Annotated in this window: 26 protein-coding genes; 19 read left to right on the top strand and 7 right to left on the bottom strand. The window is 44.3% G+C overall.

Annotation, left to right across the window (positions count from 1 at the left end):
- Positions 1 to 89 precede the first annotated feature (89 nt).
- Positions 90 to 2,618 carry a class I adenylate cyclase gene (locus tag OCU50_RS13920; protein WP_060468853.1) on the top strand — a complete coding sequence of 843 codons (2,529 nt, stop codon included), beginning with the start codon at positions 90 to 92 and terminating at the stop codon, positions 2,616 to 2,618.
- Positions 2,619 to 2,687: 69 nt separating this feature from the next.
- Here OCU50_RS13920 and cyaY read toward each other — a convergent pair whose 3' ends face one another.
- The gene (gene cyaY / locus OCU50_RS13915; protein WP_017055547.1) at positions 2,688 to 3,002 is read right to left on the bottom strand and encodes an iron donor protein CyaY; all 315 of its coding nucleotides are present in this window, start codon (positions 3,000 to 3,002) and stop codon (positions 2,688 to 2,690) included.
- A 75-nt stretch (positions 3,003 to 3,077) separates the two neighbouring features.
- Here cyaY and lptM point away from each other — a divergent pair, with 75 nt between their 5' ends.
- The 7 genes from lptM to OCU50_RS13880 all read left to right on the top strand — a co-directional run bounded on the left by lptM (position 3,078) and on the right by OCU50_RS13880 (position 10,365).
- The gene (lptM, locus tag OCU50_RS20785; RefSeq protein WP_416317307.1) at positions 3,078 to 3,194 is read left to right on the top strand and encodes an LPS translocon maturation chaperone LptM; all 117 of its coding nucleotides are present in this window, start codon (positions 3,078 to 3,080) and stop codon (positions 3,192 to 3,194) included.
- Positions 3,195 to 3,235: 41 nt separating this feature from the next.
- Positions 3,236 to 4,489: a diaminopimelate decarboxylase gene (gene lysA, locus OCU50_RS13905; RefSeq protein WP_060468851.1), complete on the top strand. Its 1,254-nt coding sequence runs from the start codon at positions 3,236 to 3,238 to the stop codon at positions 4,487 to 4,489.
- A gap of 11 nt (positions 4,490 to 4,500) precedes the next feature.
- The gene (gene dapF, locus OCU50_RS13900) at positions 4,501 to 5,331 is read left to right on the top strand and encodes a diaminopimelate epimerase (RefSeq protein ID WP_060468850.1); all 831 of its coding nucleotides are present in this window, start codon (positions 4,501 to 4,503) and stop codon (positions 5,329 to 5,331) included.
- A 45-nt stretch (positions 5,332 to 5,376) separates the two neighbouring features.
- Entirely contained in the window at positions 5,377 to 6,075 is a 699-nt protein-coding gene (locus tag OCU50_RS13895; RefSeq protein ID WP_060468849.1) for a DUF484 family protein, read from the top strand.
- A complete protein-coding gene (gene xerC / locus OCU50_RS13890) occupies positions 6,044 to 6,976 on the top strand; it encodes a tyrosine recombinase XerC (RefSeq protein WP_060468848.1) in 933 nt (310 codons plus the stop codon). The genes OCU50_RS13895 and xerC overlap by 32 nt, the downstream gene beginning before the upstream one ends.
- Positions 6,977 to 6,989: 13 nt before the next feature.
- The gene (gene yigB / locus OCU50_RS13885; RefSeq protein WP_060468847.1) at positions 6,990 to 7,706 is read left to right on the top strand and encodes a 5-amino-6-(5-phospho-D-ribitylamino)uracil phosphatase YigB; all 717 of its coding nucleotides are present in this window, start codon (positions 6,990 to 6,992) and stop codon (positions 7,704 to 7,706) included.
- 160 nt (positions 7,707 to 7,866) lie between these two features.
- The gene (locus OCU50_RS13880; protein ID WP_060468846.1) at positions 7,867 to 10,365 is read left to right on the top strand and encodes a bifunctional diguanylate cyclase/phosphodiesterase; all 2,499 of its coding nucleotides are present in this window, start codon (positions 7,867 to 7,869) and stop codon (positions 10,363 to 10,365) included.
- Positions 10,366 to 10,500: 135 nt separating this feature from the next.
- Here the strand turns inward: OCU50_RS13880 and OCU50_RS13875 are convergent, their stop codons facing one another.
- Together OCU50_RS13875 and OCU50_RS13870 are read right to left on the bottom strand one after the other, a co-directional pair.
- A complete protein-coding gene (locus OCU50_RS13875) occupies positions 10,501 to 11,097 on the bottom strand; it encodes a tRNA-uridine aminocarboxypropyltransferase (RefSeq protein WP_060468845.1) in 597 nt (198 codons plus the stop codon).
- 2 nt (positions 11,098 to 11,099) lie between these two features.
- Positions 11,100 to 12,644 (bottom strand): COG3650 family protein, encoded by a 1,545-nt coding sequence (locus OCU50_RS13870; protein WP_060468844.1) that lies wholly within the window; start codon positions 12,642 to 12,644, stop codon positions 11,100 to 11,102.
- A gap of 39 nt (positions 12,645 to 12,683) precedes the next feature.
- On the opposite strand from OCU50_RS13870, the gene OCU50_RS13865 reads away from it, so the two are divergent.
- Entirely contained in the window at positions 12,684 to 13,151 is a 468-nt protein-coding gene (locus OCU50_RS13865; protein WP_060468843.1) for an EVE domain-containing protein, read from the top strand.
- A 91-nt stretch (positions 13,152 to 13,242) separates the two neighbouring features.
- Here the strand turns inward: OCU50_RS13865 and OCU50_RS13860 are convergent, their stop codons facing one another.
- Positions 13,243 to 14,070 (bottom strand): Cof-type HAD-IIB family hydrolase, encoded by an 828-nt coding sequence (locus OCU50_RS13860; protein ID WP_060468842.1) that lies wholly within the window; start codon positions 14,068 to 14,070, stop codon positions 13,243 to 13,245.
- 186 nt (positions 14,071 to 14,256) lie between these two features.
- Complete coding sequence (locus tag OCU50_RS13855; RefSeq protein ID WP_060468841.1) at positions 14,257 to 15,237, bottom strand: alpha/beta fold hydrolase; 981 nt, start codon at positions 15,235 to 15,237, stop codon at positions 14,257 to 14,259.
- An 81-nt stretch (positions 15,238 to 15,318) separates the two neighbouring features.
- Between OCU50_RS13855 and rhtB the strand changes: the two genes are divergently transcribed.
- The 7 genes from rhtB to OCU50_RS13820 all read left to right on the top strand — a co-directional run bounded on the left by rhtB (position 15,319) and on the right by OCU50_RS13820 (position 21,930).
- The gene (gene rhtB / locus OCU50_RS13850; RefSeq protein ID WP_046224935.1) at positions 15,319 to 15,936 is read left to right on the top strand and encodes a homoserine/homoserine lactone efflux protein; all 618 of its coding nucleotides are present in this window, start codon (positions 15,319 to 15,321) and stop codon (positions 15,934 to 15,936) included.
- Between the two features lie 45 nt (positions 15,937 to 15,981).
- Positions 15,982 to 17,202, top strand: a complete 1,221-nt coding sequence (locus tag OCU50_RS13845; RefSeq protein WP_060468840.1) for an EAL and HDOD domain-containing protein — start codon at positions 15,982 to 15,984, stop codon at positions 17,200 to 17,202.
- A gap of 99 nt (positions 17,203 to 17,301) precedes the next feature.
- The gene (locus OCU50_RS13840) at positions 17,302 to 17,643 is read left to right on the top strand and encodes a metalloregulator ArsR/SmtB family transcription factor (RefSeq protein ID WP_060468839.1); all 342 of its coding nucleotides are present in this window, start codon (positions 17,302 to 17,304) and stop codon (positions 17,641 to 17,643) included.
- 158 nt (positions 17,644 to 17,801) lie between these two features.
- Positions 17,802 to 18,803, top strand: coding sequence for an ArsJ-associated glyceraldehyde-3-phosphate dehydrogenase (locus OCU50_RS13835; protein WP_060468838.1), 1,002 nt, complete (start codon positions 17,802 to 17,804; stop codon positions 18,801 to 18,803).
- Between the two features lie 41 nt (positions 18,804 to 18,844).
- Positions 18,845 to 19,336, top strand: coding sequence for a cyclin-dependent kinase inhibitor 3 family protein (locus tag OCU50_RS13830; RefSeq protein WP_060468837.1), 492 nt, complete (start codon positions 18,845 to 18,847; stop codon positions 19,334 to 19,336).
- A 206-nt stretch (positions 19,337 to 19,542) separates the two neighbouring features.
- Positions 19,543 to 20,763 carry an organoarsenical effux MFS transporter ArsJ gene (gene arsJ, locus OCU50_RS13825; RefSeq protein WP_060468836.1) on the top strand — a complete coding sequence of 407 codons (1,221 nt, stop codon included), beginning with the start codon at positions 19,543 to 19,545 and terminating at the stop codon, positions 20,761 to 20,763.
- A gap of 153 nt (positions 20,764 to 20,916) precedes the next feature.
- On the top strand, positions 20,917 to 21,930 hold the full coding sequence (locus OCU50_RS13820; protein WP_060468835.1) for an acyltransferase: 1,014 nt from the start codon (positions 20,917 to 20,919) through the stop codon (positions 21,928 to 21,930).
- Between the two features lie 35 nt (positions 21,931 to 21,965).
- On the opposite strand, the gene OCU50_RS13815 is transcribed toward OCU50_RS13820, so the two are convergent.
- A complete protein-coding gene (locus OCU50_RS13815) occupies positions 21,966 to 22,295 on the bottom strand; it encodes a DUF2500 domain-containing protein (protein WP_017055527.1) in 330 nt (109 codons plus the stop codon).
- A gap of 242 nt (positions 22,296 to 22,537) precedes the next feature.
- Here OCU50_RS13815 and OCU50_RS13810 point away from each other — a divergent pair, with 242 nt between their 5' ends.
- The 3 genes from OCU50_RS13810 to OCU50_RS13800 all read left to right on the top strand — a co-directional run bounded on the left by OCU50_RS13810 (position 22,538) and on the right by OCU50_RS13800 (position 25,166).
- Positions 22,538 to 22,912: a hypothetical protein gene (locus tag OCU50_RS13810; RefSeq protein WP_017055526.1), complete on the top strand. Its 375-nt coding sequence runs from the start codon at positions 22,538 to 22,540 to the stop codon at positions 22,910 to 22,912.
- A 927-nt stretch (positions 22,913 to 23,839) separates the two neighbouring features.
- Complete coding sequence (locus OCU50_RS13805; RefSeq protein WP_017055525.1) at positions 23,840 to 24,460, top strand: lysoplasmalogenase; 621 nt, start codon at positions 23,840 to 23,842, stop codon at positions 24,458 to 24,460.
- 121 nt (positions 24,461 to 24,581) lie between these two features.
- Positions 24,582 to 25,166 (top strand): YhgN family NAAT transporter, encoded by a 585-nt coding sequence (locus OCU50_RS13800; RefSeq protein ID WP_029626862.1) that lies wholly within the window; start codon positions 24,582 to 24,584, stop codon positions 25,164 to 25,166.
- A 116-nt stretch (positions 25,167 to 25,282) separates the two neighbouring features.
- Here the strand turns inward: OCU50_RS13800 and OCU50_RS13795 are convergent, their stop codons facing one another.
- The gene (locus tag OCU50_RS13795; protein ID WP_017055523.1) at positions 25,283 to 25,549 is read right to left on the bottom strand and encodes a DUF1145 domain-containing protein; all 267 of its coding nucleotides are present in this window, start codon (positions 25,547 to 25,549) and stop codon (positions 25,283 to 25,285) included.
- Positions 25,550 to 25,553 lie beyond the last annotated feature (4 nt).

The following is a 25,553-nucleotide window of genomic DNA, read 5'->3' as shown; positions in this document are numbered from 1 at the left end:
AGGTAAAAGTGTTAAATTGATCACGTTTTGTTGCTTGTATCGCTTAGTAACTAAACAGAAGTGCATTTATCTTAAACCAAGGACTTACCTTGCAGGCTTACACTCAGACTTTGATTCAACGATTGGACAATCTAAACCAACAGCGCATTGATCGTGCGTTGGCGTTGATGACTTTGCAAGGTCAGCGAGTTTTCAACCTAATACCTGCACTGCTTCATTTTAATCATCCCATGATGCCTGGTTATTACGACGAGCAAGTTCCTTTTGGAATACGAAGCTTCACCTTAAACTCATTCCAAAAGCAATTTGTCTCTGATACTGAATTAACGCTGGGTGGCAAACTCACCGAGGCTACTGAGCCTGCTATCCTGGGTCTGTACACCATGGGTAGCACTTCTTCTATTGGCCAAAGTACCTCTAGTGATCTCGATATTTGGGTCTGTGTTTCGTCGGATATGGATGGCGCGTCGCGTGATAGCCTGACGAATAAATGTCTGCTTATTACGGACTGGGCTGAAACCTTAGGCATTGAAGCTAACTTTTTCCTGATGGACGAAGAGCGTTTCCGTTCGAATCATTCTGAAGAGATGACTGGTGATAATTGTGGCTCGTCTCAGCACCTATTATTACTTGATGAATTTTATCGTTCTGCGGTTCGTTTGGCTGGTCAACGCCTGTTATGGCAAATCATTCCGCCAGAAATGGAGGAGTGCTATGACGAGTATGTTCAAGGCTTATGTCAGGGTGGGGCTCTTGATTGTTCGCAGTGGATTGATTTCGGTAAGTTGAATAGCATCCCTGCTGAAGAGTATTTTGGCTCCAACTTGTGGCAACTGTATAAGAGTATCGACTCACCGTATAAATCGGTGTTGAAGGCGATCTTGTTAGAAGCTTACTCTTGGGAATACCCAAATACACAACTTCTAAGTATTGATACCAAGCGTCGCTTTTTTACGGATGAACCTGATCTCTATGGTATGGATAGTTACTATCTGATGCTCGAGAAGGTGACTCGTTACCTAGAGCGGATAAACGATCATATTCGACTGGATCTAGTGAGACGCTGTTTCTACCTGAAAACCCATGAGAAACTGTCACGTGAAGCGGGTATGGGATCTGTGGCGTGGCGTCGTGAAGCTTTGACTGAGATGACAACATCTTGGAATTGGGGGAATGAAATCATTGCAGAGCTCGATAACCGCCGTAACTGGAAGGTTGAGCAGGTCAAAGTCGTGCACCATGCACTGCTTGATGCATTGATGCTGAGCTATCGTAATCTAATTCAGTTTGCTCGTCGTAATAACATTACTTCAGCGATTAGCCCACAAGATATCAGTATCTTAGCTCGTAAGCTTTATGCGGCTTTTGAAGTGTTACCAGGTAAAGTGACGTTATTGAATCCACAAATCTCACCGGATCTCCATGAGCCGGATTTGAGCTTTATTGAGGTTCGCCAAGGCCAAGCTAACAAGGCCGGTTGGTATCTGTACAAACAACCACTGATTGCCCATCGAATCCTTGGTCAGCCATCGCTCGAGCACCATGAGTACTTGAGTAAGTTGGTGGCTTGGTCATTCTTTAATGGTTTAATTACGGAATCAACTCGTTTGCATTCTGTCGTTCGTGATGCTCATATTGATATTGATAAGTTCTATCAAATGGTGAGTGATCTGCGTAATACTTTCTCGTTGCATAAGCGTCGTCCAAGCATGCAAGCGCTCGCGAGTCCGTGTGAGATAAGCCAACTGGCGATGTTCATCAACTTCGAAAATGACCCGACTTCGGAGTTAACAGGTCGTGCATTAAAAGTGGATGTGAAGAACGCTGATATTTTCAGTTTTGGAGAAGAAGGTAAGAGCTTAGTCGGCAGTGTTGATTTGGTTTATCGAAACTCTTGGCATGAAGTGCGTACACTTCATTTCCAAGGTGATACTGCAATGCTAGATGCTTTGAAGACGGTACTTGGCAAAATGCACCAAGATGCCTTGCCGCCAGAGTCTGTTGATGTTTTCTGCTACAGTAAAAATTTGCGCGGTGTGATGCGTAACACGGTTTATCAATTACTGGCTGAGTGTATTGATTTACGCTTGAAACCGATCGAACCAGAGAAACGTCGTCGCTTTAAGGCGATCCGCTTAGCGAACAAGATGTTCGGTTTGTTCTTCGAACGTCGTGGAGTATCGGTACAAATGCTCGAAAATTCGGTTGATTTCTATCGTAGTATTTCAACGAATAAGTTGAAGGGCTCACCGCTATTGATGCTCGATAAGGAACAAGAATACCAACTACCAGAAGTGGTGGATGGTTTTGCGAGTGAAGGTTTAATTCAATTTTTCTTTGAAGATACGGATAAAGGTTTCAATATTTACGTATTGGATGAATCTAATCAAATTGAGGCTTACCACCAATACAATGGTGAGAAAGATGAGATGATTGCGAGCGTGAACTCTTTCTATACCTCGGTAAAAGATGAGACAAAGGTGTCATCTAAGTTGATTAATTTCAATCTACCTCAGTATTACCAAATTGTTCATCCGGAAGAAGGCAGTTCTTATGTTGTGCCTTATCGCAACGATGCTATTTTGTCTTCGCGGAGTTCGAAGATAGTAAATATTTAGGTTTATATCAGCGGGTAGATATTAAAAAGGAGTGATTGATTCACTCCTTTTAGTTTTTCTTACAAATGATTAAACCCAATCAATTTCTTCACCTGCGTGTTTCACGCATTCTTCTTTAACCATCTCAAACAGTTCCATACCAGTCTTTGAGCATGTCCACTTGTCGCCAACTAACTTGAAGTGAAAGCCTCCAGATTTCGACGCCAACCAGACCTCATGCATTGGTTCCTGACGATTGATGATGATCTGACTGCGGTCTTCAAATTCCAGCGTCATCACGTTGCCTGTCACTTCGTAATCAACATCTGCCTCTGATTCATCGATGGCTTCTTCGATGTTTTGCATCTGTATATCGACCAGTTGATGAAATTCAGTATCGTTCATCCTTTCTATCCTATTGCTTTTCCTGAGTGTGGTGCGATTATAGGGGGCATTGAGTTAATAATCACGATATGCAAAATGAAAAAATTAATTACCGCTCTGTTTATGGTGTCCGTTATTGGACTTTCTGGTTGTGGTCAAACAGGTCCGTTGTACGATCCTGATGAAGTACAACAGGTAGAACAATCAGAATAAGTGAAACACGCAGAAATCGTTATTTATAAGGGATAAGAACTTTGGATTACTTCAACTATCAGGAAGATGGCCAGCTTTGGGCTGAGGACGTCGCACTTTCACAACTCGCAGAGCAATATGGTACACCGCTGTATGTATATTCTCGTGCAACATTAGAACGCCACTGGAACGCGTTCGATTCATCAGTTGGTGAGCATCCGCACTTGGTGTGTTATGCCGTTAAAGCTAACTCAAACCTTGGTGTATTGAATACTTTAGCTCGCTTGGGCTCAGGTTTTGATATCGTTTCTGGCGGTGAGTTAGAGCGTGTGATTGCTGCCGGAGGCGATCCAGCGAAAGTTGTGTTCTCTGGGGTCGGCAAAACAGCCGCTGAAATGAAGCGTGCGCTTGAGTTGAACATTAAGTGTTTCAACGTAGAGTCTGAACCAGAACTCGAACGGTTAAATAAAGTGGCGGGCGAATTGGGTGTTAAAGCGCCTATTTCACTGCGTATCAACCCCGATGTTGATGCCAATACTCACCCTTATATTTCTACTGGTTTGCGTGATAACAAATTTGGCATTGCTTTCGATCGTGCTCCTGCCGTGTACGCTTTTGCACAAACACTCGATAACTTATCTATCCATGGTATCGATTGTCATATTGGCTCTCAGTTAACGGATCTCGAACCATTCATCGATGCAACAGACCGTCTGCTTGCACTTATCGATCAACTGCGAACTGATGGTATTAATATCAAGCACCTCGATGTAGGTGGTGGTTTGGGTGTGGTTTATCGCGATGAATTGCCACCACAACCTTCCGATTATGCGAAAGCTTTGCTTGCTCGATTAGAAAATCATTCTGATCTAGAGCTGATTTTCGAGCCAGGAAGAGCGATTGCGGCGAACGCTGGTGTATTATTAACAAAAGTTGAGTTCCTGAAGCCAACAGAACATAAGAATTTTGCCATCATCGATGCAGCAATGAACGACCTAATGCGTCCCGCGCTTTATCAAGCATGGCAGGATATTGTGCCAGTGAGCCCGCGTCAGGGTGAGGCTGTGACCTATGATTTGGTTGGCCCTATTTGTGAAACGGGTGACTTCCTAGGTAAAGATCGTGACCTTGTTCTTGAAGAAGGTGACTTACTAGCAGTTCGCTCCGCTGGTGCTTATGGCTTCGCGATGTCATCTAACTACAACACTCGTTCGCGTGCGGCTGAAGTGATGGTTGATGGCGATAAAACTCATTTGGTTCGTCAGCGTGAAGAGCTTACGAGTCTGTGGGAACTTGAAAACATTCTTCCGGAGTAATTTTAAGCGTTATGCACTTCCACTTTTCTAAAATGCATGGTTTGGGCAATGATTTCATGGTCGTGGACTGCATTACTCAAAATATCTTCTTTTCTCCAGATTTGATCCGTCGTTTGGCGGATCGTCACACTGGTGTGGGCTTTGATCAACTGCTTGTGGTTGAGGCTCCTTATGATCCAGAAACTGATTTCCATTACCGCATATTTAATGCGGATGGCAGTGAAGTGGAACAGTGTGGTAATGGCGCTCGTTGCTTTGCACGATTCGTTCGAATGAAAGGTTTAACGAATAGGTACAGCATCAACGTGAGCACCAAGAAAGGTAAAATGGCTCTTAAGATTGAGGATAATGACCAGATCACCGTCAATATGGGTGTGCCTGAGTTCGAACCTAGCAAGATTCCCTTTAAGGCAAAGCAGTCAGAGAAGACGTATATCCTAAGAACGGACGAGCACACTTTATTCTGCGGCGCTGTGAGTATGGGTAACCCACATGTCGTCACGGTTGTTGATGATGTGGACACTGCTGATGTTGAAACGCTAGGTCCACTTCTTGAATCACATGAACGTTTCCCTGAGCGTGTGAATGCTGGCTTTATGCAAGTGGTTGACCGTGAAGAGGTTCGCTTGCGTGTGTACGAACGTGGTGCAGGTGAAACTCAAGCATGTGGCAGCGGTGCATGTGGCGCGGTTGCGGTTGGTATCATTCAAGGCTTGCTGGCTGAGAATGTGAAGGTTCGTTTACCTGGCGGTGACTTACACATTAGTTGGCAAGGCCCGGGTAAGCCTCTGTTTATGACAGGCCCTGCAACACATGTGTTTGATGGTCAACTTTCTTGTTAATAACGACTCATCATAAATAGATTCATAAAACATAAAGGATAGGTTTTGTCTTACGTTGAAGCCGACGCACTCACCGCAGAAGTGGTCGCGGAATATTTACGTGATAACCCAGATTTTTTTCAAGATAGGAAAGATTTGGTTGATCGCCTTGCTATCAATAATGTTGAGCAGGGCGCTGTTTCCTTAGTTGAAGTCCAGCTAAAACGACAACGTCATAGAATCGAAGAGCTCGAAGAAGAGATCACTGGCCTGATGTCGCTGGCGGCGAATAACGATAAAACTTTCTATGAGTTTATGGATCTTCAAGTCCAAGTACTGAAGTGCAACGACTTCATGCAGGTGATTAAAACCGTTGAACAGAAGGCATTGGATTTAGGCCTTAAAGCTTATATTCGAGTGCTTTCTCAAACTGGTTTCTATCAGCTTAATGAAGAGCGTTATTCGAAGTTTTGTTGGAATCATTTTAACGGTAAAGATGCTTATCTAGGGCGCTTGAGAAAAGCAGACAGACAAGATTTGTTTGGTAATTTTCAAGTGCCAGAGCTAGGCTCTTATGTAGTACTACCACTTGCTAAGCAGTCTCCGTTGGGGTTGCTCGCCTTCTCTAGTGAAGATGGTGGTCATTTCCAACCGTATATGGATACGCTATTTTTACGCCATTTAGCGCTTGTCGTTGCGCATTTGGCGGACACCTTACCTTGGCAGATAAATAATGAGCCTAGAGCCCAAAGCACCTCTTCCTAATCGTCTTCAAACTCCACTTTCTCGCTTTTATGAGTACCTTAGAAGCGAGAAGGGGCTTAGCCTACACACTCAACGTAATTACAAACAACAGCTTGAAACTATGGCCGCACATTTGGTCACGCTCGGGCTGAAAGATTGGGGGCAAGTGGACGCGGCGTGGGTAAGACAACTTGCCAGCAAAGGCATGCGTGAAGGTATGAAAGCGAGCAGTATCGCAACACGCTTGTCTTCACTACGTAGCTTCTTTGATTTCCTTGTGTTGCGTGGCGAAATGACCGCCAACCCTGCCAAAGGGGTCTCAGCACCTCGCAAGCAGCGCCCTCTACCCAAAAACCTCGATGTCGACGAGGTTGGTCAGTTGCTTGAAGTGAGTGGAGACGACCCATTATCGATTCGTGACCGAGCTATGATGGAAGTGATGTATGGTGCGGGGTTACGATTGGCGGAGTTGGTCAGCATCAATCTAAAAGATGTGTTGGGTCGACAGGGTGAAATTCGCGTGGTTGGTAAAGGCGACAAAGAACGCAAGGCGCCGTTTTCTGGTTTAGCCAAAGAGTGGGTCGATAAATGGCTCAAGGTTCGCGGAGAATTGGCTTCGCCGGGCGAAACTGCACTGTTTGTTTCTAAACTAGGAACGCGAATCTCTCATCGTAGCGTGCAAAAGCGCATGGAAGAGTGGGGCAAGAAGCAATCTGTGGCGAGCCACATAAGCCCTCATAAACTTCGCCACTCGTTTGCAACGCATGTGCTTGAGTCTAGCCAGAACCTTCGAGCTGTCCAAGAGCTGTTGGGGCACGAAAATATCTCGACTACTCAAGTTTATACCCACTTAGACTTCCAACACTTAGCCCAAGCGTACGATCAAGCTCACCCAAGAGCACGTAAGAAGAACAAAGGTTAGATAAGGGTTTACTATGCGAATTTATCGAGGGTTGAAGACCATCAAAGCGATGACCTTTGACTTGGATGACACCTTGTATGATAACTGGCCTGTGATAATGAAAGTAGAAAAAGAGATGGCGCAATGGTTGAATCAAAAACATCCGGTGTCGGCTTCTTTATCACAAGAAGAATGGCAGGGGGTGAAACAACAGGTCGCTGCTGAAAACCCCAATTTAAAGCACGATGTCACCGTATGGCGCGAGACTCAGATTAAGGTCGGCTTACTGCAGTTGGGTTATTCACAGCAGCAAGCAGAGCAGGCGGCTCGTGAAGGTATCGAACATGCATTATGGCTACGTAATCAAGTCGATGTCCCTCAAGAAACGCATCGAGTGATGACAGAACTTAGCCAACGTATTCCTTTGGTTGCGATTACTAATGGTAATGTGGATCCTCATCAAATCGGTTTGGGGCAGTACTTTCAACGAATCCTTAAAGCTGGCCCTGATGGCAGAGCTAAACCCTACCCAGATATGTTTGATAAAGCCCAACGAGACTTAGCGTGTGATGCTGAGAACATTCTTCATGTTGGCGATCATCTTAGAACCGACGTCTACGGTGCGAAGCGAAGTGGTTTCCAAGCATGCTGGTTTAATGACATTGGTTCCAGTTTATACCTATCTCCTAAGGCAAGAGTGCTACCTGATGTTGAAATAGACCAACTTAGCGATCTCGTGCGACTGATTTAACCGCTACTGTAAGCTCATTACGCCGCATTTATAATATGAATAGCTAGATTAGTCGCTATTCAAACTTGGTTTAGACTAGGATTATTGGTACGGCGTTATTCGCGATTCATTTCAGTCATAGCAGGTTATTCACTTTACTCGATTTAGAACAAGGGTTGGCATGCAAACATTTACATTTCTCGCACATACTGAGGAGTTATTCAAATCTCAATTCGATCAGCGAGAGTGGTGTGACAATAAGCAATACCTTATTCAACTTTTCTCAGATCAATCCTCTGATGTTGCTCGTGGTATTGCGAGTGTCGCCTTAAATCATTTAAACCGTGCCACTTTAATCGGGCAGAGTGCTCGTCATGTGATCTGTGATAACACTCTCAAGAGTGCATGTACCTTAGTCATTATCAGTGAATTTAACGAAACAAATTTAACCTCTACCGTTCAGCCTTTTACGGGCAACCTCAATCATGACAGCCAAGTACTGGCTTCCCAGTTAGATCTATCTAAAGATACCAAAGCGGTGATAAGCCTGTGCGATCAGATTGAAGGTCGCGATTACCCTATCTATAGTGCTTTTGAAAACCTACCTTACGTATTCCCCATTGCTGGTGGGTTGTGTCAGGAAAGCGAATTTGGGCGTTGGGTTTTACATAACGAACAGACCTACCAACACGCTTGCGTAGCAGTGGCTTTGACTAACCCTAAACTGAAGGTGTGGTCGGATGCGTACTCTGAGTGGAATCCGATTGGGGTAAAATTGAGAGTGACTCACGCGGTGGGAAACCGCTTATATTCGCTGAATGACAAACCAGCTATCGACGTTTTCAAATATTATCTTGCTGATGGAAAAGACCTGCCTTTTAGCCAGTTGATGAGTTTTCCGCTCTATAGAGAGTTAGGCAGAAAGAAGGAAATCTCGACACCGCGGCGCATTAATGATGATGGCAGTATTGAGTTTGATAGCCCTTGGCATACCGGAGAGGAAGCGCAGTTTTGTTATAATCACCCATCTTTGAGCGCAGAAAAAGTTCGTCATGGTGCAGAGGTGCTTGCTATGCATCAACCTGAATCTGTGATCATTTATAACTGTGTATCTCGGCTGGAATTTATTGATAGTAAGCTTGAGTTGAAGCCATTTGAGGGGATAGTGGATGCGTGCGGTGCATACTGTATGGGGGAGTTATATCGTAATGAAGATCGCCAAGAGATACTTCACCACAGCCTCACCTACATTGCGATGCGCGAGTCGGACGAAATCAAAGAGTTTCACAGTGAAGATTTTCAGTGTGGCTCAACGGTGTCGCCACTGCTTAATCTTGTCAGAAATGCAGTCGCCGATCTCGATAGCGTGAACACTCAGATGGAGAAGAAACTTCACCTACAGGCTCGAAAATTAACGGAAAGCTATCGGATTGATTCTCGTACTGGCTTACCGAATCGTATTGTACTAAAAGAACGCCTCAATACGATTACTCTCACTGAACATTTGCTGACACTCAAGTTAACCAACTTTCATCAGGTTAACGAAAAATATGGTTACCAAGTAGGGGACCAGTTGTTACTCGATTTGTCCAATCACTTTGTTGATCGATTGCAGCTTCGTGTGGGTAAGGCGTCTCAATTAAAAGTAGAACTTTTCAGTATTGGGGTTGGCGAATGGGCGATCATCTTTAATGCGAGCGTTGATAGCGTGAAGATAGAGCAAGGTTTCATTGAATTTGCTGATGATATTGAACACATTAATTTTGAGCCGTATGGATTAACCGATATTGATTACCTGTCGGTTTCTCTGTGTGGTGGTTTCGCCAGTCGTTGCGACTTCTTAACCGACACGGGCGATGAGATTTTGTTAAAAGCGATTGAAGCTCGACGTTATGGGGTGCGTAACAATACCCATATTACTAACGCCAAAGACATTCAAGTCAGTGAAGAGGATCGTAAGGAACAACTAGGTTGGTTGAGTTGCGTAAGCCGAGCGATCTTAGATCAGAATATTATCACTTACTCACAACCTATTGTGGCATCGGGCACTCACGAAATGATTGGCCAAGAGTGTTTGGTCAGAATCATGGAATCAGATGGTACTATTGTCCCACCAGGTAAGTTTCTACCTATGATTGCTGATACGCATCTCTATACTCGACTTAGCCGACACATGATTAAGAACACAATAGGTTATATGGCGGATAAGCAGAGCCCGTTCTCGATCAACCTTTCCCCACAAGACTTGTTGAGTGATAAGACACTTGAGATTCTCGAGGCTGCCATCTGTGGCATCAACGATCCCACAAGACTTGGTTTAGAAGTTCTCGAGTCAGAACAGATCAAAGATTATGGCCGAATGATTGAGGTGTGTGATCACTTCCGTGCTCTCGGGGCGAGAATCATTGTTGATGATTTTGGTTCTGGCTATTCCAACATTGATGAGATCATAAAGCTTGAACCACAGATTATTAAGCTCGACGGTAGTCTGATTCGCAATATCGATAAAGATAAGAAGCAACGTAAGATAGCTCAACAACTCGTCAGCCTTTGTCATATCTTAAACGCTAAGACGGTAGCGGAGTTCGTACATAATGAACAGGTATGTCGAATAGCAGAGGAGATGGGGGTTGATTACTTGCAGGGTTACCACTTTGGTGAACCCCAGCGTCTGTTTTGATGGGGCGATTGACGTAGTAGATCGTTTCACGTGAAACACTAATTGGTTTAATAGATTAAAGTACGATGTAAAAAAGGGTGAGCTTATGGCTCACCCTTTTGGATTACGCTACTTATTTCAAGCCTCTGTACTTGACTATTTGAGTGAGTGACCACACTTATCCGCTTGGAATACTTTGAGGTAATGTTGGTAGTAATCGTCAATCAGCCTTGCAGGTTCTTCTTCACCTAGTGCTTTGAGCAGTTCGACACCTACCTCACAGGTACACAGATGACCGCTGTCTTGATTGCGGCGTAGGGTATAGGAGGATTCGCTGGTAATATCGAGATGAACCTGAGGAATGGTTTTTAACCACGGGCTCTTGTTGAGCATCTTCTTCGCTTCTTGCCATGTGCCATCCAAGATGATGAATAATGGTTTTTGGTCACTAGCTTCGTTCAATACCGCTTGCTGACACTCCATACTCTCTTCACTTGGGAACAACAGAAAAGGCTGTCGTGTTTCATCTTCAAGTAATGCTATTAAATCGGCAGGTGGTGTCTTTCGTTGCCACATGAACGACTCGCACTGCTTAAGCGATTGTTGCAGCAGCTTCCCGGTATTGGTGTCGCGCGACAGTTCATTCTCATGAGTCAGCAGTACAAGATCAGTTTGGCTTTCGACACTTGGTATACGATGACAAATACATTGATGAGTGAAGCCACAACCACCGCAAGCTTGTTGATTACTCATGGTTATAGCTTAACTCCGCTTTGTGCTGGTGAGACGCCATCAGCAAATAACACCACGTCGCTGATGTCAGCGTCATCGGCGACTGGCGCGACGCTTGGGTTGAGTGGGTAGCTAACCCCAGTGTAAGACAGAGTGTGTTTCGCGGGTTCTGCTCCGCCGCCGCTGACATTGAAGATCAGATCCTGCCATCCGTGATTTTGAGTCTTACCTAAGCGTATGTCGCCCTTAACCAATGTTACTCGACTATTGAAGCGCCAGTTATCTTGATGATTCTCAAAAATAAGCAGTGTACAGCCACCAGAGCCACACCAATCGAGCTGGGCAAACAGTTCTTCTTTACCATCGCCATTTAAGTCGTAGGTTAACCAGCGATACTTAGTATTGTCTGGTGAGGTGTTATTGATCTTAAAGTATTCGCGGATCGCTTGGTCGACTTTTGGATCAAGTTGATCACTCGAATTGATCTGCTTTGCAGCTAGATCAACGTTTGTGGTCGCGTTCACTTGCGCCTGCTTGCTTTTGGCTTCAAACAATACCAGCCCACCATTGGCTATCGGGTAGACGACATTGCCTACTTTCTCTTTCTCAGCGACCAGCTTACCGTTATCGAGCGTGAAGATACGCTCAGAGAGCAGGTATTGTTGCTGGTGGCGAGTCATCACTACTTGAACCTGATTTTGGTTGAGTTGCTGCCAGAAGCCTTGTTCAACAATCGAAGGGTCACCATTGCTGTACGAGTAAGTCGTGATTGCGCTGTGGTCATCGTTGAGTTCTAGGTTGATAGAGAACCCTGAGTTTTGGGTTGAGCTTGCGAAGTAGAGTCCGCTCCAGTCCAGCGTAGGATCTTGGTTAGATACTGTTGCACAGCCGTTGTACTTGCTGTCATTAAGGTTGAGTTTCGCTTCCCAGCCATAGATAGAGTCGCTCATGCCATCGCTACAGCTCTCTTTCGTCAGGTTGAGTTCGCCTTGCGCTGATTGACCTTCTAGTTGGTAGTCACGAGTGCTTGGTGTGGTGCGGCTTGATTTGATATTGAGTCGCTGTGGCTGTTCGCCCATCTTGGTGTATTTGAGTTGGTCTTTATCAAAGGTCGCTGACCAGAATGGTTCATTACCGAACACACGAGTAGAGCGCAAGGGTTGGTCACAACGATCAGGGTTCTCTGCTGTTAAGATATTGACTTGGTCAACCACGAAGCGCGCGGTGAAGTCGGCATTATATCCAGTTTGGCTTGGTACCGTTAGGTGACCGATGAGCTCACCATACAAGGCTTGATAAGGTCTGGTTGCTAAGCCTTGAGCCTCGAGTGCTAGCTCTGGCGATAAATCTAACCAGTATTGTTGCTGGCTACCGCAAGGGGTGAAGGTTCGGCTCTCATGGCCAACCACAACCTGACCACGCATGATGAAGGTTTGCGGTTGAATGCTGAGTGGCTCATCTAAGGTTGCTGGTGGAACTTCAGGTTGTTGCGGCGTATCTGGCGCCGTTACGCAACCTTGTAGCGCGAATGCGACTAGCCATGTCACTGGGTTTTTCATTACCTTCATGTTATATCTTCCTCGAAGCAACCGTTAATTGGATTTATTATGGCATATTGGTTATTTAAAACAGAACCCGACACCTTTTCTATTCAAACTCTTAGGGTACAAAAAACCTCTTGTTGGGAGGGGGTACGCAACTATCAGGCTCGAAACATGATGCGTGATGACGTCAAACTTGGAGATCTGGTGATGATATACCATTCATCATGTAAAAAAGTTGGCGTAGCGGGGATCGCGAAAGTAACCAGAGAAGCCTACCCAGACCATTTTCAATTCGATCCCGAGAGTGATTACTACGATCCTAAATCTTCACCAGACAACCCGCGCTGGATTATGGTGGATGTCGAGTTTGTGCGAGTAACTGAGCGATTGATTCCTTTAGCAACCTTGAAAGCCATGCCAGAGCTATCAGAAATGCCGCTGGTGAAGCGCGGTAATCGCTTGTCCATCATGCCTGTTACCGAGCAGGAGTGGCGGGCTATTTTAAGTAAAGAAGTACTCAGTTCTCGTTAACGTTAGAGGAAGGTTTTAGCGTAAGGTTCAAAAAAGCAGCCAGTGGCTGCTTTTTTATTTACTCAGATGGCTTCGATTAGACCAGGCTAGATTAAAGTAGGTGTTTTTCTAAGTAGTGAGCAACCGCATCGTCTGCGTTGCTACCAATCACTTCATTGTCTGGCAGGGCTTTCATCACTTTCTCATGCGATGTGCCCATGATCAGGCCTTTACCCGCCATAGCCAGCATCTCAGCATCGTTCATGCCATCACCAAAGGCAATGCAGTTATCCAGTGTCAGGTTCAGAGATTTCGCGACAGCGTCTAACGCATGGCCTTTCGATACTTCTGCTGCCATCACTTCTAGACACCAAGGCGTTGAAAAAGCGATGTTCAGTTTGTCGCCAAACGTATCTCTTAGCTTTTGCTCAAACGTCACTAGGTATTCATGGTCTTGCTCTGGGTGTGTGAAGAAGACTTTCGCAATGCCGTCACTTGGTGCGTTATCCGCTTCGAAGCGCTTGTAGCTAAAGCCAGACTCACTGTGAAATTTAGCCAGCATCTCATCTTCACGATCCAGCAGCCAATCTTCATCTTGGTACATGTGAACAAAGATGTTTGGATCTTGACGAACAATATCAATAACCGGTTGTACTAATTCCTGAGGCACGTTCTGGCTATACATTAGTTGATCATTCTGGTCGTGCACACGTGCACCGTTTGAAGTGATCATATAGGCCGGAATCCCAGCGATCTCACGAATACCTGCCACATCGACATGGTGGCGACCTGTTGCGAAGATAAAGGTATAACCTTGGTCGTGTAACTTCGTGAGTGTTTGTTTAGTAAAATCGCTGAGCTGATGATCAGGTGCTAGTAGCGTACCATCTAAATCAGAGGCAACGATTTTCACGGAATCTTTTAGTGCAGGAATAGTCATTTAACCCTCATTGCAAAATGTTTAGCTGATATCGACACTAGCCAGTGCTAGCGTCCTCTAAAGTACAATATCTCTATGCAGAAATTGTATGCCAAATCTGCGCAAGAAAAGAGGGCAAAGCTCACTTACTTCTCTTCCTCTTTAGCGCTTATCTTAGTTGTAATTAATCTCTCTTGGTGTGCTGAGCTAAACAAAAAACTGAATAATGGCATCCAGAGTTTGGTTACGGTATTTATCTTGTTCAAATAACACCTCATGCCTAGAGCCTTCAATGACCTTTAATTGGCAAACGGGGTTGGTTTTTCTTAGCTTATTGATGAACTTTATTTGAGCATCGTTACTGACAATCTTCTCTTCCCCAGCCTGAATCAATAGCAACGGAATTTTGATTTGACGAGTTTGCTGGATTGACTGTTTTGCCGCCATTAACCCTTGCCATACCCAACGGGTACTCGCTCCGCCTACTTGTAATGCGGGAGACTCTTCATATAAGTTTCGGAACCATTGATAACGTACCTGACTGTGGCTTAGCAGGTTAGTTTCAAATGGCTTTGAGTTGTACGCTTGTTGACCTGGAGCATAGACAGGCTTGATATGGTAGGCGGTGAGTACTTGTCCAACAACCATCGCGATCGGCTTAAGATACCACTCGGTATTGATACCAAACATCGGAGCGCACAGGGTGACTTTGTCAAACGGCTGTTCGGGGTGTGTTTGCAAGTAGCGTGTAGCAATAGTGCTGCCCATTGAGTGAGCCAACAAGTAACGATTGTCATACTTGCTAAGGTCAAAACTGTCAATGATGTCAGACATGTCGGATACATAATCATCAAACTCATGAATGTGACCAATGTCAGAGTCTGTTACCATTCGTTCTGACTGACCTTGACCTTGGTGGTCAAATGAATAAACGTCATAACCTTGCTGGTAGAGATCATAAAATAGCTCTTGGTATTTTAAGCAACATTCGATACGACCATTGGCAATCACAATGGCTTTGGTGTGTGTTGATGAGGTTAAGCTACACCAATACAGTTTCTTTTTACCAGATGATGTTATATACCCTTCTTTTCGTTGTTGCCAAAGGGTAGGGATCAGGTGTCTAATCGCTTGCTCGAACTGAGGTTCTTGCGTGTAAGAAAACGGGGTGACACTGTGGTTTTCCATGGGAAGTTACCTGAGCTAATACGTGTGAGAGCTTTATTGCTACTAATGTTATTAGATTAAAGAACTAGTAAGGAAATGCAAATGGATACTCATGTTTGGCTTGCTTATGTCGTTACTGCGATTTTGTTTAGCTTGGCTCCGGGCTCCGGCACTGTGAATTCAATCAGTAATGGGCTAAGTTATGGCACCAAGAAATCACTCGCATCGATCGCAGGCTTACAGCTAGGCCTTGCATTCCACATCATGTTGGTGGGGGCGGGTATCGGTGCATTAGTGGCTAAATCTGCATTGGCGTTTATCATTATCAAATGGGTTGGCGTGGTTTATCTTGTTTGGTTAGGTATTCAAAAATGGCGTGATAGCTCTAGCTTAGTGGCTTCTGAAGAGAGCTCTACCCTATCGAGTGGCAAGCTGCTGAGAAATGCGGTACTTATTAACCTCACCAACCCTAAATCTATCGTATTTTTGGTGGCTCTGTTTCCTCAATTTATTGACCCGACACAACCGCAAGCACCGCAACTGTTAGTGTTAGGTGTTACGACGGTATTTATTGATAGTGTTGTTATGTTGGGTTACACCTCATTAGCTTCACAAATGGGGCGTTTTATCCGTTCAGATCGCATAATGGGTAAGATAAATAAAATATTTGGTGGTATGTTCATGGGCTGCGGTGCCTTGCTGGCTGCTGCCAAAGCTTAGTGAAAGCAATAGAGTTCTCGTTAAACCAATTAGAGTTATCAATAAATGACCGTTACGTACGTTGCTCGACAACCTATCTTAAATCGTAATAAGAACACGCTTGGTTATGAACTGTTGTTTCGCGATGGAGAAAGGAATGCCTATCCAGCGCATATTGAGTCCAATCGAGCAACGTATCGTCTGATTGTTGAGAACTTCTTGTCGGTTGGACTCAACCCTTCGATTCCGTCTTCACGTTGCTTTGTTAATTTTCCGTACCAGAGCCTGATTCGTCGGCTTCCTTTAAGCTTGCCTAAAGACAAGGTCGTGGTGGAAATTCTTGAAACCTGTACACCGACCGATGAGCTCTTAGAGGCCGTTAAAGAGCTCTATCAAGCGGGTTATATGATTGCCCTTGATGATTTCACCTCAACACCTGAGTGGGAACGTTTTCTCAGGTACACGCATATTGTTAAGCTCGATATTATGCAGATGGGTTTGGATGAGGCGTGCGATTTGGTGAAGGCTCATCAAGGGAAGAAGTTTAGCTTTCTTGCAGAAAGAGTCGAAACCGAGCAAGAATTCCAGCAAGCAAAAGAGGCCGGTTTTAAGTTCTTCCAAGGCTATTTCTTTAGTAAGCCAGAAATTATCAAGACTAAGTACATTAGCCCAGAGCAAGTGATTGCCATGGAGCTATTCCAAGAAGTGTGTAAGCCTGACGTTGATTTCCAACGTGTCGAAAGCATCGTCGCGAAAGATATCGCTTTGTCCTATAAGCTGTTGCGTTTTGTGAACACCATGTCTCCACGACTTGAAGTTACCATTTCTTCATTCCGTCAGGCCTTGGTTTATCTGGGGCAAGATAAGCTGAAAATGTTTGTTTCGTTGGCGGTGGCCTCTTATGTCTCTGATAAAAAACCAAAAGAGCTATACGGTTTGTCTTTGCAGCGCGCACAATTTTGCCAGCGTATGTCTCGCTACCAAGCATTTGAAGGGCACCAAGAGCAAGCCTTTATGATTGGTTTGTTTTCGTTGTTGGATGCGCTGCTCGACCTGTCGCTAGAGAACCTTGTCGAGCAGTTACCGTTATGTAAAAGCATCAAAGTCGCTCTGCTTCGTAGAGAGGGGCCTTATGGCACATTATTGGCGCTTGAAGAGAGTTTTGAACATGCAGATTGGCAACAGATCGATGAGCATTGCGCAAATCTAGGGCTGAACGTGGAGCAGGTTAAAACAGAGCTCACTGAGGCTCGACGCTGGAGCCATACGATCACCAACCAGCTTTGATTTATCTTTGTTAAACTTTAATGACAATTGAAACGCACGCCTTGACGTGCGTTTTTTTATAACTAGTATATATGCATATCCATATATGAGTATGTAACTATGCTTCCTCACCAATTTTTCAAATTACTGTCTGATGAAACGCGAGTGCGTTGCTTAATGCTGATAGTACGCAATGAGTGCTTATCTGTGGGTGAGTTGACGCAGGGATTGCAAGAAAGTCAGCCAAAGGTTTCACGTCACCTTGCGCAGTTGCGTTCAAACGGCATTTTGACTGACGTTCGCCAAGGACAGTGGGTGTTTTACCGTTTGTCACAAGATTTACCGGGTTGGATGCTAAAGTTAATTGATGACCTTATCGCATCGAACTGTTTGAAAACTGAATATCAACAAGACATTGAACGACTAGAAGCGATGACTTCACGCCCTCAATGTTGCGTTTAAATACATTAAAACTTATTGCCGAAATAGTTGGAGTTGCAGCTAGGCGACAAGTGAACTTATTCCTATGAGCATAGATGTCCTATGTGATTAGGGTAAGTGAACACAGTCAACAACGCTGCAGTTTCAAATATGAAAGCAATTAACTGAGAGAACAGAAAATGACAGTCAAAGTAGGTATCAATGGTTTTGGCCGTATCGGCCGTCTAGCACTTCGCGCAGCATTCGATTGGGCTGAGCTAGAGTTTGTACAAATTAATGACGTTGCTGGCGACACCGCGACATTGGCGCACCTTTTAGAGTTCGACTCAGTGCAAGGTCGTTGGAACCACGAAGTATCGGTTGAAGGCGATGAGATGATCATCAACGGTCAACGCATCAAAACCACTAAAGAGCGCGACATCGATGCGATCGATTGGTCTGGCTGTGATGTGGTTATCGAAGCGACCGGTGTTCACCGTAAGACATCTTTCCTAAACAAATACCTAGAGCAGGGCGTGAAGCGCGTTGTGGTATCGGCGCCAGTGAAAGAAGAAGGCATCGCAAACATTGTTGTTGGTGTGAACGACAACATCTTCGACCCAGCAGTACACAAAATCGTAACCGCAGCGTCTTGTACAACAAACTGTATCGCGCCAGTGGTTAAAGTGATCAACGAGAAGCTTGGTATCGAAAATGCGTCTTTCACGACGATTCACGATCTAACCAACACGCAAACTATCCTAGATGCACCCCACAAGGACTTACGTCGTGCACGTGCATGTGGCATGAGCCTTATCCCGACAACTACGGGCAGTGCTAAAGCGATTGTTGAGATCTTCCCTGAGCTTGAAAACCGTATCAACGGCCACGCGGTTCGTGTACCACTAGCGAACGCTTCTCTGACAGACATCATCTTCGAAGTGAAGCAAGACACAACAGCAGAAGAAGTTAACGCGATGCTGAAAGAAGCGTCTGAGAACGAACTGAAAGGCATTCTTGGTTTTGAAGAACGCCCACTGGTTTCTATCGATTACAAAGGCGACCAACGTTCAACTATCGTAGATGCACTATCAACCATGTTGGTAGGTAAGCGCATGGTTAAGATCTACGCTTGGTACGACAACGAGATGGGCTACGCGACACGTACCGCTGAGCTTGTACGTACAGTTGGTCTCGCATAAGCCTGCGTATTTAAGAAATAGTAGAATCTGGAGAATAAATAATGACACACCCAACATGGCAACTAGATTTAGAAACTGGTGCGTTAGTGCTTACTCCGTGCCCAGGCACCAAAGAAGCTGGCCTAGATGCATCTCTGGCTCAACTTAAAGCGCAAGGTGTAGAAGCGATTGTGACAGCTTTAGACAGTCAAGAACTGGCGAGCAAGAATGTTTCTGAGCTAGGTGACAAAGCGCAAGCATTAGGCATGCAGTGGTTCCAGATCGAGATTGAAGACGATTGTGCGCCAGGCGCTGATTTTTCTGCGAAATGGCAAGCGGCTAGCCCTGCGTTACACCAAGTGGTGGATAACGGCGGTAAGGTTACGATGCATTGCATGGGCGGCTCAGGCCGTACTGGTTTGTTGGCCGCACACTTGTTGTTAGAAAAGAGCTGGGATCTGAGCAAGATTGTTCAAGAAGTACAGTCACTTCGCCCGGGTGCCTTCACTAAACCAATCCAGGTTGAGTATATCAACGGCGTAGCTTCTGCGTAGCTCTTCATACTTGAACCTGCAGCGTTGTTAACTGCGCAAGTTCACCCTAATCACATAGAACATCTATGCTCATAGGGCTGAACTTGCTTGTTGCCTGGCTGCAACTCCAATTATTTTGAGTATAAGTTAAGTGGAAAGTAAGAATTAGAGCTTTTGGACACCTATGATCTAAAAGCTCTTTTTGTTTAGATCGTAGAGATAGCATTATGTTTTCAAATCTAAGTAAGAGCGTTCGTCAATACATGTTAGTGACTTTCAACTACTGGAACTTCACCATTACTGATGGTGCACTCCGTATGCTGGTGGTCCTGTATTTTTACGATCTTGGCTACAGTTCGTTAGAGATCGCCTCACTGTTCCTTTTCTATGAATTCTTTGGTGTGGTCACTAATCTAATCGGTGGCTGGTTAGGGGCTCGTCTTGGACTTAATAAAACGATGAACATCGGCTTAGGGATGCAAGTCGTGGCCTTGGGGATGCTCGCGGTGCCAACGGCAATGTTGACCATTCCTTGGGTAATGGCGGCGCAGGCCTTATCTGGTATCGCTAAAGACCTCAATAAGATGAGTGCCAAGAGTTCGATTAAGACTCTGGTTCCTGATGAACAACAAGGCGCGCTTTATAAGTGGATTGCGATTCTGACCGGATCTAAGAATGCGCTTAAAGGTGCAGGGTTCTTTATTGGTGGTTTGTTGCTTTCTACAATTGGCTTCCAATACGCGGTGTTGGCGATGGCGGCTGTACTGACCTTGGTTTTCATTGGTAGTGTGGTGAGCTTAGAAGCGGACATGGGTAAAGCGAAAACAAAACCTAAGTTCAAACAGATTTTTTCTAAATCTGAATCCATCAACATTCTGTCTGCGGCACGCATGTTCCTGTTTGGTGCTCGTGATGTGTGGTTTGTGATTGCTCTACCTATTTATCTAGGCAGCGTGTTTGGTTGGGACCATTCATGGGTGGGTGGCTTCTTAGCGGCTTGGACCATCGCTTACGGCTTTGTACAGGGCATTGCACCTAAGATTACCGGTAAAGCGCAAGGCAAGGTACCTGATGGCCATGCTGCGCTATTGTGGGCCGGTGCATTGGCTATTGTGACGGCTGGTATTGCGTATGCGGTACAGATAGGCTGGCAACCAGAACTAGCTATCATTGGTGGCTTGATGGTGTTTGGCGCTATCTTTGCGGTAAACTCATCACTACACTCATATTTGATTGTGAGTTATGCGAAAGGCGATGGTGTGTCGCTTGATGTTGGTTTCTATTATATGGCGAATGCGATGGGCCGTTTGATTGGCACCATTCTGTCGGGTTTGGTATTTCAAATGGCCGGTTTGTCTGCGTGTTTGTGGGTATCGTTCGTGTTCTTAGCGATAACGACGGTGATTTCTTTGCGTTTACCTAAGGTGCCGCAAACATCTGCCGCATAGGCCTCATTCGTAAGAGCGAAAGTTGCAACTGCTCATTCGTATAAGATTAATTAGCGATATGCTTCTCCTTTAACAATAAGCTGACTTGGTATTTATTCCGGTCAGCTTTTTTATTGCTATAGTAGAATGATTGAATATTAATCAGGCATTTACATGAAGCAGCGAATTCTCTTTTTTGATTTAGCACGATGTGTCGCGGCCGTAGCGGTTATCGCGATTCATGTTTTGGCGCCTTATCGCAACGAGCTAGGATCCATTCCTTTCGGCGAATGGTTAACAGCAATCACCGTCAATGGATTCAGCCGCTGGGCGGTACCTGTCTTTATATTGATAACCGGCGCCTTGATGCTAAGCGACCAACGCCCGTTTGACGCCAAATACTACCTCAAGCGCCGCCTAGGTAAGGTACTGATACCTTTCATTGTGTGGTCGCTTTTCTATACCTACCTGTCTGGTTGGTCTGCGCTGGGCTTTGACGCCGACGTAAGTTGGGATGTGTTGCTCAATAGCTATCACCATTACACCTACTACCATCTTGGTTTCTTCTATTACTTTATCCCGCTCTACTTTGTGATTCCTTTCTTACAGATCATGGTCAGAAAGTATGGCGACAAAGCTGTTTACGGATTCACGGCGGTGTGGCTATTTACGACGTTATTGTTCTTACTGAGAATTGATGGCCCATGGAGTCATGAGTTATGGCTTTACACTGGCTACTTGCCATTGGGTTACCTGTTGTACAAGAAAATACCGCTTAACAAGTTCACCGTTGGTGTGAGTGCAGGGCTCGGTGCGCTGGCGTTGTTAACCACGGTTTACATGGTGGTTGATGCGAGCTTAATTGCTAAGGAGTACACGGTTGGCCGTTGGTTATCTTACAAGACGCTGAATACCGTATTGGCAGCAAGTATGGTGTTTATGCTGTGTCGCTATTTTGGAGAAGGGTTATCTGAAAAAAGTAATCAAGTGGTTGGTTTTATCAGTAAGCACAGTTTGGGTATCTATCTGCTGCACCCTATCTTCTTATGGCCAATGAAAGCGTTCGGTTGGTATCAAGGGCATCCTGCTTGGGTTATTCCGTTATGGATTGTGATTAGTGGCGCAGGGGCTTTATGGATGAGTTGGTTGGTATCTAAGTCCGAAAAAACACGCTGGTTATTGCCGTAGAAGTAAGTCAAATAATTGTTTGAGACAGCTTCCGATTAGCGTTTCAATGCAAAGTGCAAGAATTTATCACCTTGATAGGTTAGGGTTCCTTTATCGCCTGGATTAAGCGCGTGAAAGTAGTGGATGCCGACTTGGAATTCTCGTTTCGGACCAACGACACCTCGTTGAACGTAAATCCAGTACTCTTGATCTTCTTGACCTGGTTCTACGTCAGGAAGGTCGATGGACTGTTTATCTAGTACCGTGACGTTCACTTTCTTTTCTGGTGCATTTTCGCCTTGCATGTGTTTTCGGTAGAAAACAAGAAATGCCCAAGCCGCTAGAACTGCGAGTGCAAAGATAGAAAAAAAGAGTGAATTGGGCATATAACCTCCATGTTGTTGAGGTGGTTATTCTAGTCTTTCGGCAATCGATATGTGTGTTGAAAGCCGCTATTCGTGAACTGTTGTAAGCTAAGCTGATTATTTTTCGGTAGACTTCACATTTAATAGCCAGTTTGGTTTAAAGCATTGTTATTTATTGTCTCTTTCTCTCGTAAATAACAGTGATTTTGTATAAGAATAAGGAAATGCTCGACTAGAATTATAGTGTGGAGCGGGAGGCCAAAATGACCGACATTGAAAAAGTGGTGACAAGAGTTCGCAATATAGAAAAATTATTGAGACTACACTATCACGCTGAAGGCGAAGGCCTGCATGAGCTTGTAACAAGCTGTGAAGAAAGGCTACCACACGATATGATAATCAAGCTGCGTTATATCGCAACATGTCGTAATAAGGTAGTGAATGAGCATGATGCTCAATTGGAAGATCAACATCAATTTATAATGATGTGTAACGAGTGTGAGAAGGAGCTGACGCCACGCAGTGGTCGTTTTATTTGGCGAGTTGCGATATTACTTATGATGGTAATGACTTTAGCTGCTGCTGGTTTCTATTATGCGAATTGGGATGTATTAAAGTTGCACCTGTTTTCTAAGTGAAAAATTGAACAAAAAAGGGACGCTATAAGCGTCCCTTTTTTTTATCTGTAACTTGCTTTAGTACATCATCGGTAGCGTCATGAGGCCTACAACTACCGCGATCATTACAAGTCCTTGCTTTTGCGAAGATGAAATCATAACACTACTCCTAAATTTGGTTGTCTTTCGCTATGTTTTAAAGAATAGCATTACTTATGGGTTTAGATCAATAATTACTTTCTAAGGCTTTAAAAGTGATAGATAACTGTTACTTTTCCTCTTGTTTTTCTATATTTAACTGTGTTTTTTGGTGTGTTCTTATTTTGGTCGTTGTGGTTCATGTTTGTTCTGTTTGCTTTTAAGTTACTGTTTTTTAATGGTTGGTTTTTGTGATTTATATTGTTAAAGGTTGTTAAACTGTATTAATGGGGGTTGGTTGTATCTATGTTTGATTTTTGTTTTATTTTTTCATTTTTGGCTTGGTTTTGGTGGTAATTTTTACAAAGAGTTTGAAGGCGGCTGACAAATATGGGGATAAAAAACAAGTTACTTACTTTAAGAGTTAACTCTTGTCTTTAATTATTATTTGTCTGTCAATTTTGTTTTTTTATACGCTAATCTCATGTATTTATTAGGTTTTAATGGGGGTGTTTTTATTTTTTAAGTATGAATATTAGCGAAACTCGATGGTTTACCATGATTTCGATAGGCTAGAAATGACCAAAATCGAATGCTGAAGGTTGTAATGTACTTTTAGGCGGGTTTTTCGATAAATCGCTTTAATGTTAAACCAGTAATCATGATCGTAGTGATAATTGTTACGACTTCAATCTAAAGAGGTTCTTTTTAGTGGAAGCGTAATCAAGATCCAATTTTGAAGGGCTGAGGCTTTACATCAACACTCGTGTGCCTAGACTGGCGACGATTTAAAGCAATAGGGCAAATGGTATGTGGAGTTGGTTAGCGGTTTCCTTGTCTGGTATTGGAGCAATAGCAGGAACGAAACATGGACATATCGGTCAGGCTTTATCGTATAAGGTCTTTACCTTTGTATTATTGGCGGTCATTGCTTTAACTCAGTCTGTCGTCGCTGATTTTACCTATTGGTTGGTGGCAGGGTTGGTTGTCTCTGCGATTGCCGATGTCCTTCACTCTCTCACTCAAAAACGTACTCTGTATTTTGTTTGTTTTTTGGTGGCTCAACTCTGTTACAGCAAAGCATTTTGGTTACAACTGTCGGGAGAAATGGTCTGGTGGTTGTTCGCATTGCTATTGGCGGCATGTATCGTCGCTTTCTTCTTATTATTACCCCGTTTAGACAAACTTGTCTTTCCTGTGGTTATCATGGGTATGGTGCTTATTCAGCTGGCATGGGCTGCTGGTGAGGTCTGGTTGCTGGATCCTCAACTGTCGCATGCGGTTGGTTTTGTTGGTTGTAGCGTATTGCTGATTTCCGCATTGGCGTATGCTTTAAATTGTTATCGTAGCCCAATCAAGGGGGCCTATTTTTGGGTAACAGGCAGTTACTTTCTCGCACATGCTCTTATTGTTGCTTCCCTTACCATTTAGGGTAAACGTATCTCTATAAATACTCTTCTGGCTGTATAAATTACCGAGTTTGCTACTGTGTTCGAAAATCAATGTTGAGGCTGCTATACTTCCGCGCACTTACGTTTTTCGAGACAAACTTATGGAAATATTATCTGCAGCCACCATGCTGTTTCTTATTATGGATCCGCTTGGCAACTTGCCAATCGTACTCTCTATCCTTAAGCATCTCGATCCAAAACGTCGTCGTATTGTTCTTATTCGTGAGTTAATGTTCGCTCTCGTCATCTTGCTGTTGTTTTTGTTTGCAGGCCAAAGCATTATGAACTTCCTGCATGTACAACCTGAAACCTTAAGTATATCTGGCGGTATCATTCTGTTTATTATCGCGATTAAGATGATTTTCCCAAGTGCTGGCAGCATTACTGGTCTAGCGGCCGGTGAGGAACCGTTCATCGTACCTATGGCGATCCCTATGATTGCTGGGCCATCAGTGATTGCGGCATTGATTCTGCTTTCTACACAGCACCCTGATAACATGTTAGAGCTTTCTGCTGCTGTGCTACTGGCATGGGGAGCCTCTTTCTTCATTCTTATGTTTAATGGCTTCTTTTTACGAGTGCTGGGTGAGAGAGGTCTTAAAGCTGTCGAACGCTTGATGGGCTTGCTGCTAGTTATGCTCTCGACTCAAATGTTCTTGGATGGTGTGAAGAGTTACATGGGCTAGTATTGCTATCATCGTTCAATAAAAAACGCCGCTTAACTGAGCGGCGTTTTTGTATCTACTGTTTCGTAAGGATGCTTTCTGTATGTAAGCTGTGTAAATTTGATCTTTAAGCTCGATTACATCATGTGTTTACGACGGATATCGAGTAAGGCGAAGATTCCAAAAATCAGAATTGACCATTTTTCCCAACGCGACATTTCAATTTTATCGCCAAAAGCACCGATAAAGATCAGCATCTGTAGGCCGTGCATGAAGAACAAGAACGCTGTCATGATATAAAGCGCAATCGCCGCATTACCCGGGAATGGGTGAAAAATATTGACGATTAAGACAAACCAAACAAAGGCGATGGCTGCTTTTGCTAGTGGAAGTAAGATATTCATTCAA

The sequence above is a fragment of the Vibrio toranzoniae genome (assembly GCF_024347655.1).
In the GTDB taxonomy this organism is placed as follows: Bacteria; Pseudomonadota; Gammaproteobacteria; order Enterobacterales; family Vibrionaceae; genus Vibrio; species Vibrio toranzoniae.
The sequence above is the reverse complement of the archived record's forward strand: the minus strand, read 5'-3'. Positions and strand labels throughout refer to the sequence as shown.